We start from the raw sequence: 17,366 nt of genomic DNA, 5'->3' as shown, positions 1-17,366 counted from the left end.
ACGACCTCACCGAACGTTGAGAAAACGAGAATGGAAAAAACGGGCGCACATTGTAGCGTCGACCTGCCAGGTTATCCACACGAGGGTAAATTCGAGGCAATTGTGGATAAGTTGCCGTCCTTCAGGCCGAAATCTGTGGATTTTCTGGTGATAGCTGCGAATAACCTGTTGCAGGCGCTTGCCTTCATCTTCGAAGGCATCCATCCCGCCCACCGCTAATGCGCAACTTCCCCACAACCTGAATCAACACATAGGCCTTTGTTATAAAGGGGAAAAAACAGCTTATCCACAAACATTATCCCCGTTGTTAACCACATGAGCGACAAGCCCACTTCGGAAACGGTCATCCACGGTACGCCTCCAAGGCCGATCATCGCGGGGTCGCCCAGTTCGGATCCGTTGCGGCACGAGTATCCGACCCGACACGTCAGGGCCCGCGCTCGACCCGTAACAGGGTGTGGATAATTCACGGAAAAATTGCACCGGCACCGCGGATTCACTAGAATTCCCGCTCTTGAGTCGAGTGAGCCCGCTTCCTGCAAACGTGTCGGGCACCCCGCTTCAACCCGTTTTCTTTAGAAATCAACTAATTGGGAATTAGCAGCTATGAAACGCACCTTCCAGCCCAGCGTTCTGAAGCGTAAGCGCGTCCACGGTTTTCGCGCCCGTATGGCCACCAAGAACGGCCGTCAGGTCATTGCTCGTCGCCGCGCCAAAGGCCGCAAGCGTCTCAGCGCCTGATCGGACGCCGAGTGTCCGATCAGCGTTTTCCCCGGCAGTTGCGTCTGCTGAATGCCGGGGACTACAAGCACGTTTTCGACCACGCTCCTTACAAGGTCCATGGTAAAGGATTGCTGGCGTTGGCTCGTCCCAACGCGTTGGGCCATCCGCGGATCGGGTTGATCTTCAGCAAGAAGAACGTGCGTCGTGCCGTCGACCGCAACCGTCTCAAACGCCTCGTGCGCGAATCCATCCGCCATCAGCAGCATCGTTTACCGGCCGTGGATATCGTGATACTCGCTCGGCGAGGGGTACACGAGTTGGACAACGCCAGCGTCTCTCGCCAGCTCAATGGCATGTGGAAGCGCCTGGAAAAGTCCGCTCGTCAGACGCGACAAGACGCTTCGTCATCCTGATCGGACTCCCCCGCGCCGAAAGCCGGGGCGTACCGGCGAATTTTGCCGGTCGACTGCCGATGCCCGGCGCCCACTGACCCATTCCCTTACCGGGCAGACCTCTATATGGATTTGAAACGACTCCTTTTCGTGATTCCGCTGGCCGTGCTGGCCTATCTGCTGATCATGCAGTGGAATCAAGACTATGGTCAGAACGTCGTGAACAACCCGGCGCCGGAGATGGCAGCGTCATCGGGTAACAGCGACAATGGTGAAGGCAGCGCCCTGTCCGCACCGACGGACAGCAACGGCAATGCCAAGCCGATCCAGGATGACATGCCCGCCGGCGCCGATCCGGCCCGAGGCAGCAACCTGATTCAGGTCCAGAGCGACGTGCTGGATCTGCGCATCAATCCCAACGGCGGCGATATCGTCTATGCCGCGCTGTTCGGCCATGATCAGGCGCTCGATTCCAATACGCCTTTCGTTCTGCTCAGCGACAACAACGTGCGCAGCTACGTGGCCAAGTCCGGGCTGCAGATCGAGGGGCATTCGGGTCGCATCCCGTTCACCGCCGATCAGAACAGCTACCAGCTCAGTGAAGGTCAGGACTCGATCAACGTCGATCTGCACGGTAGCGTCAACGGTGTCGACATCATCAAGCGCTTCGTCATCAATCGCGACGATTACGCCATCAAGGTCGAATATCTGATCGACAACGAAAGCCAGCAACCGGTCACCGCACGCTTCATCGGCCAGTTGGCGCGTGATCAGAGCGAAGACCCCACCAACGGCTCCGGCGTCGGTATGCATTCCTTCCTGGGTGCGGCGTTCTCCTCTCCGGACGAGAATTACAGCAAGGTCGACTTCGAAGACATTCGCAGTGGCAACTTCCAGAACCGTGACGTGAAAGGCGGCTGGGTCGCGATGATCCAGCACTACTTCACCTCTGCCTGGGTTCCGGACGCCGACCAGCAGAACCTCTACTACGGCAGCGTCGACAATCGCGATCGCACGGTCGCCGCCTTCGCCGGCCCCAACCAGACCATCGAGCCCGGCCAGCAGGCGACACTCGCCGCGACGCTGTTCGTAGGCCCGAAGGTGCAGGATCGCCTCGAAGCCGTGGCGCCTCATCTGGAGCTGACCGTCGACTTCGGCTGGCTGTGGTTCCTGGCCAATCCGCTGTTCTGGCTGCTCGAGAAGATCCATGGCCTGATCGGCAACTGGGGCTGGTCCATCGTCCTGCTGACCGTCTGCGTCAAGATCGTGCTGTTCCCGCTCGCCGCCAAGGCCTACAAGTCGATGGCGCGGATGCGCAAGATGGGCCCGGAGATGCAGCGGCTCAAGGAGCAGTACGGCGACGATCGCCAGAAGATGTCGCAGGAAATGATGAAGTTCTACCAGAAGGAGAAGATCAATCCTCTGGGCGGCTGCCTGCCGATGGTCATTCAGATGCCGGTGTTCATCGCGCTCTACTGGATGCTGATGGAGTCGGTCGAGCTGCGCCATGCGCCGTTCATGCTGTGGATCAACGATCTCTCGGCCAAGGATCCTTACTTCATCCTGCCGATCATCATGGGCGGCACCATGCTGCTTCAGCAATTCCTCAACCCGACCCCGCCGGACCCGATGCAGGCGAAGATCATGAAGATGCTGCCGATCGTCTTCACCTTCTTCTTCCTGTGGTTCCCGGCTGGCCTGGTGATCTACTGGATCGTGAACAACAGCATCTCGATCCTTCAGCAGTGGTTCATCACCAACAAGGTGTTGAAGGAAGACGCCGGCGGCGGCAAGGCCGTGAAAGCCAAAGGCTGACGCTGACGTTCGTCGCACTTCCAGACCCCCGCCCCGGCGGGGGTCTGGCGTTTTGATACCTGCCCCCGGACAATACTCGGCCAGGCTTGCCGAACGGCAATGGCCACCCTCGATCCCCCGACCGGAGACTGCCATGAACATGCCGCTCTACCGACAGGACACCATTGCCGCCCTGGCCACGCCGCCCGGACGCGGCGGCGTCGGTATCGTCCGCGTCTCGGGGCCGTCGGCCAAAGCCTTGGCGGAGACCATTCTCGGGCATCAGCCGACGCCTCGCTACGCGCACTACGGTCCGTTTCATGGCGACGCCAGCGTCATCGACGAAGGCATCGCGCTCTACTTTCCCGGCCCCCACTCCTTCACCGGCGAGGACGTGCTGGAACTTCAGGGTCACGGCGGCCCGGTGCTGATGGACATGCTGCTGGAACGCTGCGTGCAACTGGGCGCGCGGCTGGCGCGGCCTGGCGAATTTTCCGAGCGCGCCTTCCTCAACGACAAGCTCGATCTGGCCCAGGCCGAGGCGATCGCCGATCTGATCGATGCCAGCTCCCGCGCCGCGGCGGAAAATGCCCTGCGCTCGTTGCAGGGCGAATTCTCGCAGCGCGTTTCACAACTGGTCAGCGAGCTGATCGAACTTCGTCTTTACGTCGAGGCGGCGATCGACTTCCCCGAGGAAGAGATCGATTTCCTCGCCGACGGCGTGGTCGCCGCCAAGCTGGCGACATTGAGGCAGACGCTGGAGACCGTCCGCGCCGCTGCCAACCAGGGCGCGCTGATGCGCGAGGGCATGAGCGTGGTCATCGCCGGTCGTCCCAATGCCGGCAAGTCCAGCCTGCTCAACCGCCTGACCGAACGCGACAGCGCCATCGTCACCGAGATCGAGGGCACCACCCGCGACGTGCTGCGCGAGCACATCCATCTCGACGGCATGCCGCTGCACGTGATCGATACCGCCGGGCTGCGCGACACGCCGGACGCAGTGGAGAAGATCGGCGTTCAGCGCGCCTGGGCGGAGATCGAGAAGGCGGATCGGGTGCTGCTGCTGGTCGACGGTCGCGAGACGGAGTCGCTCGACCCGGTGGAGATCTGGCCGGAATTCGTCGAACGCTTGCCCGATCCCGGCCGGCTGACCCTGGTGCGCAACAAGATCGACCAGAGCGGCGAAGGCAGCGACTTCGACTTGTCCACAACGCCTCCGGTCATCCGGATATCGGCGGAAACCGGCGCGGGTGTGGATAACCTGAAATCCCATCTGAAGGCGGTGATGGGCTTCGATGCCACCACGGAGGGGCGCTTCTCCGCCCGCCGCCGCCATCTCGACGCACTGGAACGCGCCGCCCAGGCCCTGGCCAACGGCACCGCACAGCTCGAAGGCGCCGCCGCCGGCGAACTGCTCGCCGAAGATTTGCGCGAGGCCCAGCAGTCCCTCAACGAGATCACCGGCGAATTCACCGCCGACGATCTGCTCGGGGAGATCTTCGGCAGCTTCTGTATCGGGAAATAAAGCCGCAGGTTGGTCGAATCCAGCTCGGGGCAGGCGGAAAGCCGGCCGATCCGCCTGCCCGGGCATCGAACCGTCACCCGGGCCCAACGTGAGTCCACCACCTTTCTGACAACGAGCGCCGTCACGTCAGGCGCCAGATACCTTGTGGCTATACTGTCGATATCGAACAGCTTGGCCCAGGAGACAGAATGGCGCAGTCGGATCATGATCGCGAAGCGATCCTTCATGGTGAATACAAGGTACCGGGCGGTAAATTGCTGGTGGCGGACGTCACCGTCCGAGAGGGTCGGTTGGCCTCGGTGCAGCTGTCCGGGGATTTCTTCCTCGAGCCCGATGAGGCGCTGGAGACGATCGATCGGGCGCTCGAGGGCGCGGCAATCGATGCCGATGCCAATACCCTGATCGCCAGAATCCAATCCGCGCTTCCGTCACAGACCGAAATGGTCGGGCTGTCCGTGCCGGCCATCGCTACCGTGATCCGTCGTGCCCTCTCGCGAACCTCGGATTGGCGGGATCACCGGTTCGGCCTGATTCACCGCGAGCCGGAATCACCGCTCCTTCACATGGCCCTGGACGAAGTGCTGACGCGCGAAGTGGCGGCGGGACGCCGTGGCCCGACACTGCGCGTGTGGGAGTGGGATCGCGCCGCGATCATCATCGGCGTGTTCCAGTCGCTGGCCAACGAAGTCGATCTCGATGCCGCGCGCGACGCCGGTATCGAGGTCGTTCGCCGTATCAGCGGCGGCGGCGCCATGTTCGTCGAGCCCGGCAATACGATCACCTGGTCGCTGATCGTGCCGGAAACGCTGGTCCAGGGGCTCACCTTCGTCGAAAGCTACGCCTTTCTCGACGATTGGGTCATTCAGGCGCTGGGCGACATGGGTATCAATGCCTGGTACGTGCCGATCAACGACATCACCTCGCCGGGCGGCAAGATCGCCGGTGCCGCCCAGAAGCGAATCAACGGCGCGGTGCTGCACCACGTCACCATGGCCTACGATATCGACGCCGACAAGCTCACCCGGGTGCTGCGGATTGGCCGCGAAAAGCTTTCCGACAAAGGCACCACCAGCGCCGGCAAGCGCGTCGATCCGCTCAAGCGCCAGACTGGTCTCGAGCGAGAGGAGATCATTCAGCGCATGATCGACTCGTTCGCCGCCCGTTTCACACTGATGTCGGAATCGCTCACGCAAGACGAGCTGGATGCGGCACACACCTTGGCGAAGGACACGTTCGCCAGCGAGGCGTGGACACGTCGCGTGTCTTGATTCGTCGCGGTCAGCACGGCGTCGGGCTGCTAAGCTGAATCGGGTCAGCTAGAGCGCACCATCCAGGTGCACGCCATCCAATAATATGGGTCATGGTTATAATCTTACTTCGATAATATCGTATTATAATAAATGTGATTTCCCCGAACGCCCCCGTGCCTGGCACGCTTACTGCATGGAATGACTCGGGCAACCGAAGGAGAAAGCCATGTGGTCGTTGTTACGACCCATCCGCGCGTTGCTGGGGAGCGTAGCGTTACTGCTGCTCGGCAACGGTCTGATCAATACCCTGTTGACACTGCGTGGCGCCGACGAAGGCTTTTCGACCAGCCTGATCGGCATCATCATGTCTGGTTACTTCATCGGCTTCATTGGCGGTACCTGGATCAGCGGCCGGCTGATCAAACGCATGGGCCACATCCGTACCTTCGCATTCTGTGCCGGGCTCTGTGCCTCGGCTGCGCTGCTTCACCTGATATTCATCAATCCCTGGGTGTGGCTGGGTCTCCGAGTGATCTATGGCCTTTCCTTCATCACCTTGATGACGGTGATCGAAAGCTGGCTCAACAGCCAGGCCGCCAGCCATCAGCGTGGCCGAGTGTTTGCCATCTACATGGTGGTCAACCTGGGCGCGCTGGCCATCGCCCAGCAGATCCTGCGCCTGGATAGCCCCGATGGCTTCCTGCTGTTCGCGCTCGCGTCGATACTGATCAGTTGGGCGCTGTTGCCGATCACGATCACCAAGCGCAGCCAGCCCGTCATCCCCGCCCGACCCAAGAGCAGTCTCAAGGCACTGCTGGGGTTCGCCCCGCTGGCCGTTGCTGCCTCGGCGATGTCAGGGCTTGCCATGGGCGCGTTCTGGACGCTGACGCCGGTCTACGCCCGCAGTGTCGGGTTCGATGTCGCCGGTGTCGGCGTGGTGATGAGCTGCGCCATCGTCGGTGGCGCCCTGCTGCAGATCCCCATCGGCCGGTTCTCCGATACTCACGATCGTCCCCGCGTCATGACCTATGTCGTGATGCTCGCCGCGATCGCTGCCGCTGCCATGCCGTTCGCGCCCAATCAGATAACGCTGCTCGGGCTATATTTCATCTGGGGCGGCTTGTCGTTCTCGATCTATCCGATTGCTGTCGCCCAGTTGATCGATCAGTTGCATCCCGACGAAATCGTGGCCGGCTCAGCTGATATGCTGGTCGTTCAGGGTGCCGGTAGCGCCGTCGCTCCGATCCTGGCCGGGGTGATCATGCACAACATCGGCGACCAGGGGTTACCGCTCTACATCGCCGCGATCATGGTTCTTCTCGCAGGCTACGCCATTTATCGCCGCCGCCGTGTTTCGGTTCTGGTCAGCGGCGACACGGCCCACTTCGAACCGATGACACCGACCAGTAGCCAGGCCCTGGAAATGATGTACGACGACATTCAGAAGGATCTGTTCGCCGACCCCAGCTTCTACGAAGAGCACGAACGCCAGCGAATCGTCGAGATGGCCGGCAAGGCCTGATCCTGAATCCAGGGTCTGTTGCCGTTTCATGCACGGTCGCGCCGGAACGGCGACAGACCCTATGCCAAGTCATTCGACGAACGCACGAACCGCTCGCGCAGGGAAAATCGCCCCGGCACCGAAGGCCGGGCAGGAGGAAAACATGCTACTTGCAACCGATCTCGACGGCACCTTTCTCGGCGGTGACGCCGAAGCCCGCCTGAGTCTCTATCAGACCATCGCCGCGCATCCGGACATCAAGCTGGCCTATATCAGCGGCCGCAGCCTGGAGGCGATTCTGCCGCTGTTGTCCGACCCCACGCTACCGCAACCGGACTATATCGTCGCCGACGTGGGCGCCAGCCTCTACTTCGGTGACAGCCTGCAGCCGATCCAGCCACTGCAGAACGAAATCGAAACCCGCTGGCCGGGCGAATCACGTGTCGCCAGCGCCATGCAACGCTTCCCGGACGTGGTGCGCCAGGACGAGCCACAGCTGCGCCGCTGCTCCTATTACTGCCCACCCGAGCGCGCCAGGGACGAAGCGCTGGCCGGGCTGGCAGCGGAACTGGGCTGCGAGATGCTCTACTCGGCCGGGCGCTATCTGGATTTCCTGCCCAAAGGCGTCAACAAGGGCAGCAGTCTGCAGAAACTGGTCGAATGGCTGGAGATCGACAGCGAGGATGTACTGGTCGCCGGCGATACCATGAACGATCTCGCCATGCTCACCGCCGGCTTCAAGTCGGTCTGCGTCGGCGGGTCGGAACCGCCCCTGCTCGAGCAGACACAGAATCAGACCCGCGTCATGCACGCCGAAAAAGCGGGCTGTGCCGGCATCATCGAAGCGTTCGCCCACTTCGGCTTCCTCGGGGCTCACGGCATGGCGGCGGAGAATCGTCGCGACGAGACGCAGACCGGCAAGGCCGAACTGGTGATGGTCTATCACCGGCTGCCTTACGAAGAGTACCGGGTCGATGGCAAGATCCAGCGCCGTCGCCCGACTTCCCCCAACGGCATCATCCCGACGCTGCTGAGCTTCTTCGCCAATCAGAGGGGCTCGTGGATCGCCTGGTCGATCCACGAGGAGGACGATGCCGAGGATTTCGTGACCCACACCAGTGTCGACGCCAAACAGTACCCACTGCTGACCGCCGCCCGCGTGCCGCTGACCAAGGTCCAGGTCGATACCTTCTACAAGCGCTTCTCCAAGGAGGCGTTCTGGCCGACGTTGCACACGTTCTGGGAACGCGCGCATTTCCGCGAGGATGACTGGGAAGTCTATTGCGAGGTCAACCGCGCCTTCGCCGAACGCACTGCAGAAGAGGCCGCCGAGGGCGCGCTGATCTGGATTCACGACTACAACCTGTGGATGGTGCCGGCCTATCTGCGCGAGATGCGTCCCGACCTGCGCATCGCCTTCTTCCATCACACCTACTTTCCTTCGGCGGATGTCTTCAACGTGCTGCCGTGGCGCCGCGAGATCATCGGCAGCCTGCTGCAGTGCGACTATGTCGCCTTCCATATCCCGCGCCAGGTCGAGAACTTCGTCGATGTCGCCCGCGGTGTCGTGCCGCTGAGCACGCTGTCCCGACAGAGCTGCGCGCCGCGGTTTCTGACCTACGGCTGCGCCGTCGGCCTCGAGACCATGACCACGGCCGTAGATACCGGCTCCCGCGTCGTCCGCCTGGGCGCGCATCCGGTCGGGCTGGATATCGATCGGATCAAGAATGCATTGAATCAGGAAGGCGCCAGCTCGCGCATGGCCGAGCTGCGAGAAGAGTTCAGCAAGGTCAAGCTGATCCTGTCGGTGGAACGACTCGATTACACCAAGGGCATCCTCGAGAAACTCCAGGCCTACGAGCTTCTGCTCGACGAGAACCCCGAACTACGCGGCAAGGTGACGCTGGTCAGCATCTGCGTGCCTGCCGCCCGGGAAATGACCATCTACAACGAGCTGCAGACCCAGATCGAGCAGACCATTGGCCATATCAACGGCCGCTTCGCCGACGTCGGCTGGACCCCGGTGCAGTTCTATTTCCGCGGCTTCCCCTTCGAGGAGGTGGTCGCCTGGTACGCCATGGCCGACGTCATGTGGATCACCCCGTTGCGTGACGGTCTCAACCTGGTGGCCAAGGAGTTCGCGGCGACCCAGGGGCTGACCCAGGGCTGTGGCGTGCTGGTGCTGTCGGAATTCGCCGGCGCAGCCGCCGAGCTGAAAGGCGCCATTCTGACCAACCCGCACGATCTCCACGATCTGGCCCGGACCTGTTATCTGGGCCTCAACCTGCCTCGCGCGGAGGCGGAGGCGCGGCTACGTCAGTTGAACGATATCGTCAGCTACAACGATATCCGCCGCTGGGGCAACGAATTCATCGCTGCCATCAAGGGCGAAGAGCCGGCGGGCACCGAAAGTCCGGTCAACCCCACGACTACCGGCCTGGTCTGACGCACCGCGAGCCGCGAAAAAACGGTGATCGCCACTTGCTGTCAATGCAAGTGGCGCCCATAGCCCGTAGCCCGTAGCCCGTAGCCCGTAGCCCGTAGCCCGTAGCTAGGAAGTCTCGGCCGTCCACCACTCGCCATGATGCCTAGCGCCATCGGCGAGCATCGGGGCCAGCGTGGAAAAGGCGCGATCAAGCTCCCGATCCAGCTGCCACGGCGGATTGAGCATCAGCAGGCCGCTGCCATACATGCCGCGGTCGGCGATCGGTTCCCGGATCTGCAGTTCGCTACGCCAAAGCTTGGGAATGCCAGCCTCTCGCAGTGTTGCCAGCATCGTCTGGTGGCGCCCCGCCGGCAATAGCGGATACCACACCAGCACCACCGCATGACGTACCTTGCGTACCACCTGGCGCAACGTCTCGGCGACCTCGTCATACTCCGCCTTGCGTTCGTAGCTCGGGTCGATCAGTACGCACAGCCGCGGCGTGGAGACCGGCAATCCTTTCACCAGCCCCTTGAGGCCATCCGCCTGCCGCCGCTGCACGGCGCTGTCGGTCGCCAGGGCCTGATCGGCCAGGTGCTGGTGTTCACCCGGATGCAGCTCGAACAGCGTCAGCCGATCCTGCGGACGTAGCGCCGAACCCAGCCACCAGGGCGAGCCGGGGTATCGGCTCAGCTCGGCACCTGGCTGCAACGTCGCCAGCGCCGCCAGCCATTCACCCACCGGCGAACCGGCAGGAATACCGCGACGACGCTGCCATAGCCGTTCGACGCCCTGGCGATATTCGCCCAGTTTCTGCGTCTCCGGCGCGGCCAGCGGATAGAGCCCCCGGCCGGCATGGGTATCGACGAAGCTGATGGCGGAAGACTTTTTCATCATGGCCAGGACGAGTTGCCGCAAGCCAAGGTGCTTGTGGACGTCGGCGAAATTGCCGGCATGATAGGCGTGCTGGTAGGCAAGCATGGGGATCCATCCATCAAAAAGGGCGTGGCTGTTGGCCACGCCCGGATTCGAGACCGATCATCGGCCGTCTCGGGACGGCCTTGGGTCTCAGGACTGCTGTGTCGGCGTCAGCGTGATCTCGACGCGACGATTCTGGGCACGGCCCGCCTCGGTGTCGTTGCTGGCGACCGGGTTCGACTCGCCGTAGCCGACAGCGTTGATGCGCCCGCCATCGACGCCACCCTGTTCGAGATAGGTCGCCACCGACTGCGCACGCCGCTCGGACAGCTTCTGGTTGTAGCTGTCGGAGCCGGTGCTGTCGGTATAGCCTGCCACGTTGATGCGCGTTTCCGGATAGGAGCGCAGCACCGCATTGACATCGTTGAGCGCCTGGCGTGCTGCCGTCTTCAGATCGCTGGCGTCGACGTCGAAAGTCACGCTGCTCGGCATGTTGAGGATCAGATCGTTGCCGTTACGCTCGACGCCGATGTCCGTACCGTCGAGGCGATTGCGCAGCTCTTTCTCCTGGGAATCCATGTAGGCGCCGACTCCGCCGCCGATCGCCGCACCGGCCGCCGCACCGATCAAGGCGCGATCCCGGGTGCTGCTGCCGCCGTCGCCGGTCAATGCACCCGCGACCGCCCCGGCGACCGCCCCAATGCCGGCACCGCTCCAGGTCTTGGTGTTGCCGCTGCTCTGCTGCTGGCCATCGGTACCGGTGGAAGCACAGCCGGTCACACCAACCGCCATGGCGAGCGGAATGGACAACCAGAACGTCTTTTTCATCATCTTCATGCTTGAGGAGCTCCTTGCTGGCAAATCATCACGTCTTACCTGTCGCCAGAAACGTGACGACGAATCCATCACTGCTCGGCCCTCGTTCGAGGATCGACGCCGTTGGTCGAATGCGCTTCATCGAACAGCGCGAGCAGGTCGTTCAAGAATAACAGGCCTTGCGGGGTCGCTTGCAGACGCGACGGCGTCTCCATCAACAGTCCTTTCTGTCGCGCCGGCTCCAGGCGAGGCGTCAGTTCAGACAATGCCCGACCGGTATGGTTTACCCAATCCTCGGCACTCACGCCTTCGGTCAGGCGCAAGGCGTTCATCAGAAACTCGAGCGGCAGTGCCTGGTCGTCCACTTCCTGACCACCGGCCACGAAGCCGCGCGGGTCGTCGAGACGGCGCAGGTAGGCGTCGGGCTGGCGCGTTTTCCAGCGACGTTCGATACGCCACTTCCCTGCCGAGTCGACCCGGGAAAGTTTGCCGTGCGCACCGGCGCCGATGCCGAGATAGTCGCCGAAACGCCAGTAATTGAGATTGTGGCGCGCCTGCCGCCCGGGCCGGGCGTAGGCGGAAATCTCGTAGCGGGAGAAACCGGCTGCCTCGATCCGTTCGTGGCCGGCGTCCTGGATATCCCACAGCCGCTCTTCATCGGGCAGCGCCGGCGGATGGGAGAAGAATTCGGTATTGGGCTCCAGCGTCAGCTGATACCACGACAGGTGCGTGGGCTCGAGCGCCAGCGCCGTCTCGATATCCCGCAGCGCCGTCTCCAGCGTCTGCCCCGGCAGGCCGTGCATCAGGTCCAGATTGACGTTGTCGAACCCGGCATCCCGAGCGCTGCGCATTGCCCGCACCGCCTCGTCACCATTGTGAATGCGACCCAATGCTTCGAGCTGTGCGGCGGCGAAACTCTGCACGCCGATGGATAACCGATTGATTCCCGCCCGGCGGTAGCCCTCGAAGCGGCCCTGCTCCACTGTGCCGGGGTTGGCTTCCAGGGTGATTTCGATATCCGAAGCGAAGGCCAGCCGCGCGCGCAGGCCATCGAAAAGGCGCTGGTAGGCCGCCGGAGAGAGCAGGCTTGGCGTCCCACCGCCAATGAAGATACTGACGATCTCGCGGCCCTGAACCGCCGGCAGGTCGTGATCGAGATCCGCCAGCAGCGCTTCGACGTAACGGGACTCCGGCAGCGCCGCGCCGTGACCCACGCCATGCGAATTGAAATCGCAGTACGGACACTTGCGCACGCACCAGGGCACGTGGATGTAGAGCGCCAGCGGCGGCAAAGCCATCATTCCGAAACCTGTCCCGATTCCTTGAGCTGCGTGATCAGCGACTGCAGCGCACGTCCCCGGTGACTCAAGCGGTTCTTCTCCTCGGCGCTGAGTTCGGCGACGCTCATGCCACACTCGGGTATCCAGAAAAGCGGATCGTAGCCGAAGCCGCCATTACCCCGCGGATACGCCAGGATGTCGCCTTTCCAGTCGCACTGGACGATCAGCGGCACGGGATCGTCGGCATGCCGCAGATAGACCAGCACACACCAGTAACGCGCCGTGCGTTCCCCTTCGGGAACATCCTTGAGTGCCGCCAGCAGCTTGGCATTGTTGGCCGCATCCTTGGATTCGCCGTTGTTCGATTCCCCGGCATAGCGGGCCGAGTAGATGCCCGGCGCCCCTGCCAGTGCGTCGACTGCCAGCCCGGAATCGTCGGCCAACGCCGGCAACCCGCTGGCACGGGCGGCGGCTCGCGCCTTGAGGATGGCATTCTCGACGAATGTCAGTCCGGTCTCTTCCACATCGGTCACGCCGAAATCCGACTGCGGTTGGACACGCAGACCGAGCGGGCCTAGTAGCTGCTGGAATTCAGCCAGTTTTCCACGGTTGCCACTGGCTACGACCAGGTTATCAATCTGCACGCTCATGGGCTCCTGTCAGAGTCTCCTGCCAAAAGCGGTCATTCTACGGGGCGCGGCGATCGGGGCATAGCGCCCCTTATTATTGCCATTGAAGTTCCCACTACCGCCGATGATGAGAAAACTCAAAAATTCGCCTATTGGTCATTCCTGTTTTGTAGAGAGGAAAGCGTGCTTTTTCTGGGAATGGAAACAATGTTTTTTAATTAATTGCCGCCAACATGACTATAAATCTATGATTTTTAGAGGAAATGTCAAAAAATTACAGAGTCCTTAATTGTTCCCGCGGTGTCACGGTTTGAAAAGTTAGATGCCCTATATTTACAACGCATGGGTTTTATTAACACTATTGGGCTCCAACAATCGCGGAAGGCAGTCGATTACCTAGCCAGGGATCACAACGAAAAGTGTAAAAGACTAATTAAAATCCTTCGAAGGGATCAGACCATGAACACTGAAAACACCGATATCGTACTTGTTACGGATTGTAACTCTCAGTCTGTACTATTTTTGGACTACATCCACCAGAAAACCGGCTGCCGTGTCTCGGCACTCAGCCCCCAGGAGCGTTTTCCGGTGGCTGAAGGGCGCCACGTTCTCGTCCTGTTGGATGGAGATCACGTTCAGGAAAAAGACTTACTGGCCTGGAATACCAGAGCCGAAGAAAATAACGCGATCATTCTGTCGGCCTTCAATGTTCGCGATAACAAGCAGGTCATGGAACTGTTGATCGGTATCCACCTGCGTGGCGTGTTCTACCGGCAGGACAATCTCGAGCTTATTTGTAAAGGTATTGTCAAACTAATGGAAGGCGAGCTGTGGATTTCTCGGCCGCTCTCCGCGATGTTGATAGACTTTTACCGTCGCCAGCAGGTCAATACCTATCGACCGGTGTGTGGCCTGACGCGACGTGAGCTGGAGATCGTTACCCTGCTGGTATCGGGTGCCAGCAATACGGAAATCGCAGAAAAACTGTTCGTGAGCGAACACACGGTCAAGTCGCATCTCTACAACTTGTTCCGCAAGATCAACGTTCACAACCGCATCCAGGCCACCAACTGGGCGCGACAGAATCTGGGCACGATTCCGGTCATGGCTTCACGTTACGCCAACGGACGCCGCTGAACGCAAGTAGCAATAGCAATAGCAATAGCAAGAACCTAATTTCAATCCACAGGGAAACCCTACCGGCTTCCCTGTGGATTTTTCAGTTCAGCCGCATGCGTTCCTGGATCAACGAAGCCAGCGTCAGATTGGCATCCGGCGCCGTCGTGTCGAGATGCACGAGATGGGTCGTCTCGTCGCTGGCAAACGGCTCGAAGCGTTCCAGTTGCTGTTCAAGAATCGCAAGGCTGCTTTCCGAAGGTTCTCCGCTACGTCTGGCACGCTTGACGATGCGAGCCCGCAGTGTCGCCCGATCCGCTTCAAAACTGACGATCAAGACGGGAAGCCCGCGCTTCTCGGCCTCGAACCGAAGCCGCTTGCGCTGTTCCAGCAACAGGCAGGTGGCATCGATACACGCCGGCAAACCGGCTTCGAGTACCGTGCCCGTCAATTCGGCGAGACGCCGATAGGTCTGGTCGGTGGCCTGCTCGCTGTAGACGGCGTCGGCATCGTCGGGTGCCGCCGTGAAGTCGAACAGACGCTTGCGCTCGACATCGGACCGGATCCGTACCCCGCCCAGACGCCTCACGATCTCCTCGGTGAACCGGCTCTTGCCACTGCCGGAGACACCGACCGCCAGGATCAGGTAAGGGAAGCGGAACTCGCTGTACTCCTGAGCCATGGACAGATAACGGCGGAAGACCTCGATGGGCTCGCCTCCGGGCAGGTCGTCGATCATGCCGGCGTCGTGATCCCTGACCAGTTCGATCCGTGCGCGCAACAGCGCCCGATAGCGCTTGTAGAAGTTGAGCAGGCGGACCGCCTGATAATCCCCGGACAGCTCGAGATATCGATTGAGCGCATAGTGCGCGAACTCGTTCTCGCCGCGGGCTTCCAGGTCCATGATCAGGAAGGCCAGTTCGCAGGCGACGTCGCACCAGCGCAGGCGATCGTTGAACTCGATGCCATTGAACAGGATCGCCTTGCCCTCGAAGCGGACCGCATTGCCCAGGTGAATATCACCGTGGCTTTCGCGAATGAAGCCGCCTTCCCAGCGTGACTCGAGAATGGGTTCGAGCCGCGAAAAACTCTCCAGCGTCAGTGTCCTGACCCTGGCCAGCTGCTCCTGATCCTGCGGCGATTCCAGCAGCGGCTCGATCGTCTCGAACTCGTTGACCAGCATGTCGCGAATGCTCGAAGGCGAGCCCAGCGGGTTATCGCCGGACACGCTGGGCGCCGACTCGTGCAGCGCCACTAGCTGATCGATCAGATCGTCGATCAGTTCCGCCGAGAGTTCACCGCTGGCCTGCAGCGAACTCAGCAGATGGCGGCTGCTGAACTGGCGCATCTTGACCGCGTACTCGATCGGCGCGCTGTCGTCGTTGACCCGCGGCGACGTCTCGGACCCCGAGATCGCGACGCAGCCGATATAGAGCGCAGGCGCCACGCGACGGTTCAGCGCGACTTCCTGCTCACAGAGGCGACGTCGCTTCTCCAAGGTCGAGAAATCGAGAAAACTGCCGTAATCCAGCGATTTCTTGATCTTGTAGGCGTAGTCGCCGGTCGATACCACCCAGGAGATGGGGGTTTCGAACACTTCGACGGCGCCGATCGGATGATCGAAACAATCACTCTCCTTGAGCGCCTGTATCAGCGTTCGGCTCATGCGTCGTCTCCCTGTCAGTCGCGTTCGTGTCTCATGGCTGACGCATGGCGGCGAACGCCCGCTCGCTGGCCAATAAGGTCGTCTGAATATCGTCGTGGGTGTGCGCGCTCGACATGAATCCGGCTTCGAACGCGGAAGGAGCCAGATAGACGCCGGATTCCAGCATGTGCGAAAAGAAATCGCGAAATGCCTGCGCGTCGCAAGCCATGGTCTGGCCGAAGTTGTCGACCCGCTGCTGCGCCGTGAAGAATAGCCCGAACATACCCCCGGCGCGCTGCGTGATCAGATCGATACCGGCATCGCGGGCACGCGCCTCGAGACCTTCACACAAGGTTTCCACGCGGGTGGAAAGCGCCTCGTGGAAACCGGGCTGACGTATCTTGCCGAGCAGGGTGATACCAGCCGCCATCGCCAGCGGGTTGCCCGACAGCGTGCCGGCCTGATACACCGGCCCCAGCGGGGAGATCTGCTCCATGATGTCGCGCTTGCCGCCGAAGGCACCGACCGGCATGCCGCCGCCGACGATCTTGCCCAGACAGGTCAGATCCGGCGTGATGCCGTAATGGGCCTGAGCGCCGCCCAGCGCCACGCGGAACCCGGTCATGACCTCATCGAAGATCAGCACGCTGCCGTGGTTGTCGCACACCTCGCGCAGCGCCTCCAGGAAGCCGGGCTGCGGCGGGATGCAGTTCATGTTACCGGCCACCGGCTCGACGATGATCCCGGCGATCTGCTCGCCGATGGCTTCGAAGCACTCGTGCACGGCTTCGATATCGTTGTAGGCCAGCGTGATCGTATGCTCCGCCAGCGATGCCGGCACCCCCGGGGAGCTGGGCTCGCCGTGGGTCAGCGCACCGGACCCCGCCTTCACCAGCAGCGAATCCGAATGGCCGTGATAGTTGCCCTCGAACTTGACGATCTTGTCGCGCCCGGTGTAGCCCCGCGCCAGGCGAATCGCCGACATCGTCGCCTCGGTGCCGGAGTTGACCATTCGCACCATGTCGATGGAGGGGATGATCTCGCAGATCAGATCGGCCATGGTGGTCTCGATCGCCGTCGGCGTCCCGAAGGAGAGGCCGTTGTCCAGGCGTTCGCGAACGGCGTTCAACACCTCCGGGTCGGCGTGACCGGTGATCATCGGCCCCCAGGAGCCCACGTAGTCGATGTAACGCTTGCCCTCGACGTCGAATAGATAGGCGCCCTGGGCGCGCTCGACGAAGACCGGTGGCTGCGCCATGCCCTTGAAGGCACGTACCGGGGAATTGACGCCGCCGGGGATATGCCGGCAGGCGCGTTCGAACAGTTCGGCGGATGTCGTCATGGTGTTCTCT

General features: G+C 61.7%; 14 protein-coding genes. 8 read left to right on the top strand and 6 right to left on the bottom strand.

Annotated elements, in window-relative coordinates; genetic code table 11:
• The first annotated feature begins 606 nt into the window (after positions 1 to 606).
• From rpmH to ggpS, 7 genes are all read left to right on the top strand, one after another.
• Positions 607 to 741, top strand: coding sequence for a 50S ribosomal protein L34 (gene rpmH, locus R5R73_RS19240; protein WP_019019264.1), 135 nt, complete (start codon positions 607 to 609; stop codon positions 739 to 741).
• An 11-nt stretch (positions 742 to 752) separates the two neighbouring features.
• Positions 753 to 1,136: a ribonuclease P protein component gene (gene rnpA, locus R5R73_RS19235; RefSeq protein ID WP_083387420.1), complete on the top strand. Its 384-nt coding sequence runs from the start codon at positions 753 to 755 to the stop codon at positions 1,134 to 1,136.
• Between the two features lie 105 nt (positions 1,137 to 1,241).
• Positions 1,242 to 2,930 (top strand): membrane protein insertase YidC, encoded by a 1,689-nt coding sequence (yidC, locus tag R5R73_RS19230; RefSeq protein ID WP_071232453.1) that lies wholly within the window; start codon positions 1,242 to 1,244, stop codon positions 2,928 to 2,930.
• 133 nt (positions 2,931 to 3,063) lie between these two features.
• Positions 3,064 to 4,434, top strand: coding sequence for a tRNA uridine-5-carboxymethylaminomethyl(34) synthesis GTPase MnmE (gene mnmE, locus R5R73_RS19225; protein ID WP_322528411.1), 1,371 nt, complete (start codon positions 3,064 to 3,066; stop codon positions 4,432 to 4,434).
• 188 nt (positions 4,435 to 4,622) lie between these two features.
• Positions 4,623 to 5,702, top strand: coding sequence for a biotin/lipoate A/B protein ligase family protein (locus R5R73_RS19220; protein WP_322528410.1), 1,080 nt, complete (start codon positions 4,623 to 4,625; stop codon positions 5,700 to 5,702).
• Between the two features lie 208 nt (positions 5,703 to 5,910).
• Positions 5,911 to 7,206, top strand: coding sequence for an MFS transporter (locus R5R73_RS19215; RefSeq protein ID WP_110634862.1), 1,296 nt, complete (start codon positions 5,911 to 5,913; stop codon positions 7,204 to 7,206).
• Between the two features lie 142 nt (positions 7,207 to 7,348).
• A complete protein-coding gene (ggpS, locus tag R5R73_RS19210; RefSeq protein WP_322528409.1) occupies positions 7,349 to 9,631 on the top strand; it encodes a glucosylglycerol-phosphate synthase in 2,283 nt (760 codons plus the stop codon).
• A 105-nt stretch (positions 9,632 to 9,736) separates the two neighbouring features.
• On the opposite strand, the gene R5R73_RS19205 is transcribed toward ggpS, so the two are convergent.
• From R5R73_RS19205 to rdgB, 4 genes are all read right to left on the bottom strand, one after another.
• Positions 9,737 to 10,591, bottom strand: coding sequence for a 23S rRNA (adenine(2030)-N(6))-methyltransferase RlmJ (locus R5R73_RS19205; protein WP_322528408.1), 855 nt, complete (start codon positions 10,589 to 10,591; stop codon positions 9,737 to 9,739).
• Positions 10,592 to 10,678: 87 nt separating this feature from the next.
• Complete coding sequence (locus R5R73_RS19200; protein WP_322529626.1) at positions 10,679 to 11,356, bottom strand: OmpA family protein; 678 nt, start codon at positions 11,354 to 11,356, stop codon at positions 10,679 to 10,681.
• 77 nt (positions 11,357 to 11,433) lie between these two features.
• Positions 11,434 to 12,645: a radical SAM family heme chaperone HemW gene (gene hemW, locus R5R73_RS19195; RefSeq protein ID WP_416221205.1), complete on the bottom strand. Its 1,212-nt coding sequence runs from the start codon at positions 12,643 to 12,645 to the stop codon at positions 11,434 to 11,436.
• Positions 12,642 to 13,274 carry an RdgB/HAM1 family non-canonical purine NTP pyrophosphatase gene (rdgB, locus tag R5R73_RS19190; protein ID WP_110636449.1) on the bottom strand — a complete coding sequence of 211 codons (633 nt, stop codon included), beginning with the start codon at positions 13,272 to 13,274 and terminating at the stop codon, positions 12,642 to 12,644. Before rdgB ends, hemW begins: the two co-directional genes overlap by 4 nt.
• A gap of 438 nt (positions 13,275 to 13,712) precedes the next feature.
• Between rdgB and R5R73_RS19185 the strand changes: the two genes are divergently transcribed.
• Positions 13,713 to 14,390: a LuxR C-terminal-related transcriptional regulator gene (locus R5R73_RS19185; protein ID WP_110636447.1), complete on the top strand. Its 678-nt coding sequence runs from the start codon at positions 13,713 to 13,715 to the stop codon at positions 14,388 to 14,390.
• An 82-nt stretch (positions 14,391 to 14,472) separates the two neighbouring features.
• Here the strand turns inward: R5R73_RS19185 and R5R73_RS19180 are convergent, their stop codons facing one another.
• Positions 14,473 to 16,035 carry an AAA family ATPase gene (locus R5R73_RS19180; protein ID WP_110636444.1) on the bottom strand — a complete coding sequence of 521 codons (1,563 nt, stop codon included), beginning with the start codon at positions 16,033 to 16,035 and terminating at the stop codon, positions 14,473 to 14,475.
• A 31-nt stretch (positions 16,036 to 16,066) separates the two neighbouring features.
• Positions 16,067 to 17,356 carry a glutamate-1-semialdehyde 2,1-aminomutase gene (gene hemL, locus R5R73_RS19175; protein ID WP_110636441.1) on the bottom strand — a complete coding sequence of 430 codons (1,290 nt, stop codon included), beginning with the start codon at positions 17,354 to 17,356 and terminating at the stop codon, positions 16,067 to 16,069.
• Positions 17,357 to 17,366 lie beyond the last annotated feature (10 nt).

The sequence above is a fragment of the Salinicola sp. LHM genome (assembly GCF_034479735.1).
GTDB lineage: Bacteria > Pseudomonadota > Gammaproteobacteria > Pseudomonadales > Halomonadaceae > Salinicola > Salinicola salarius.
Note: the sequence above shows the minus strand (reverse complement) of the source record. Positions and strands in the feature narration are given on the sequence as shown.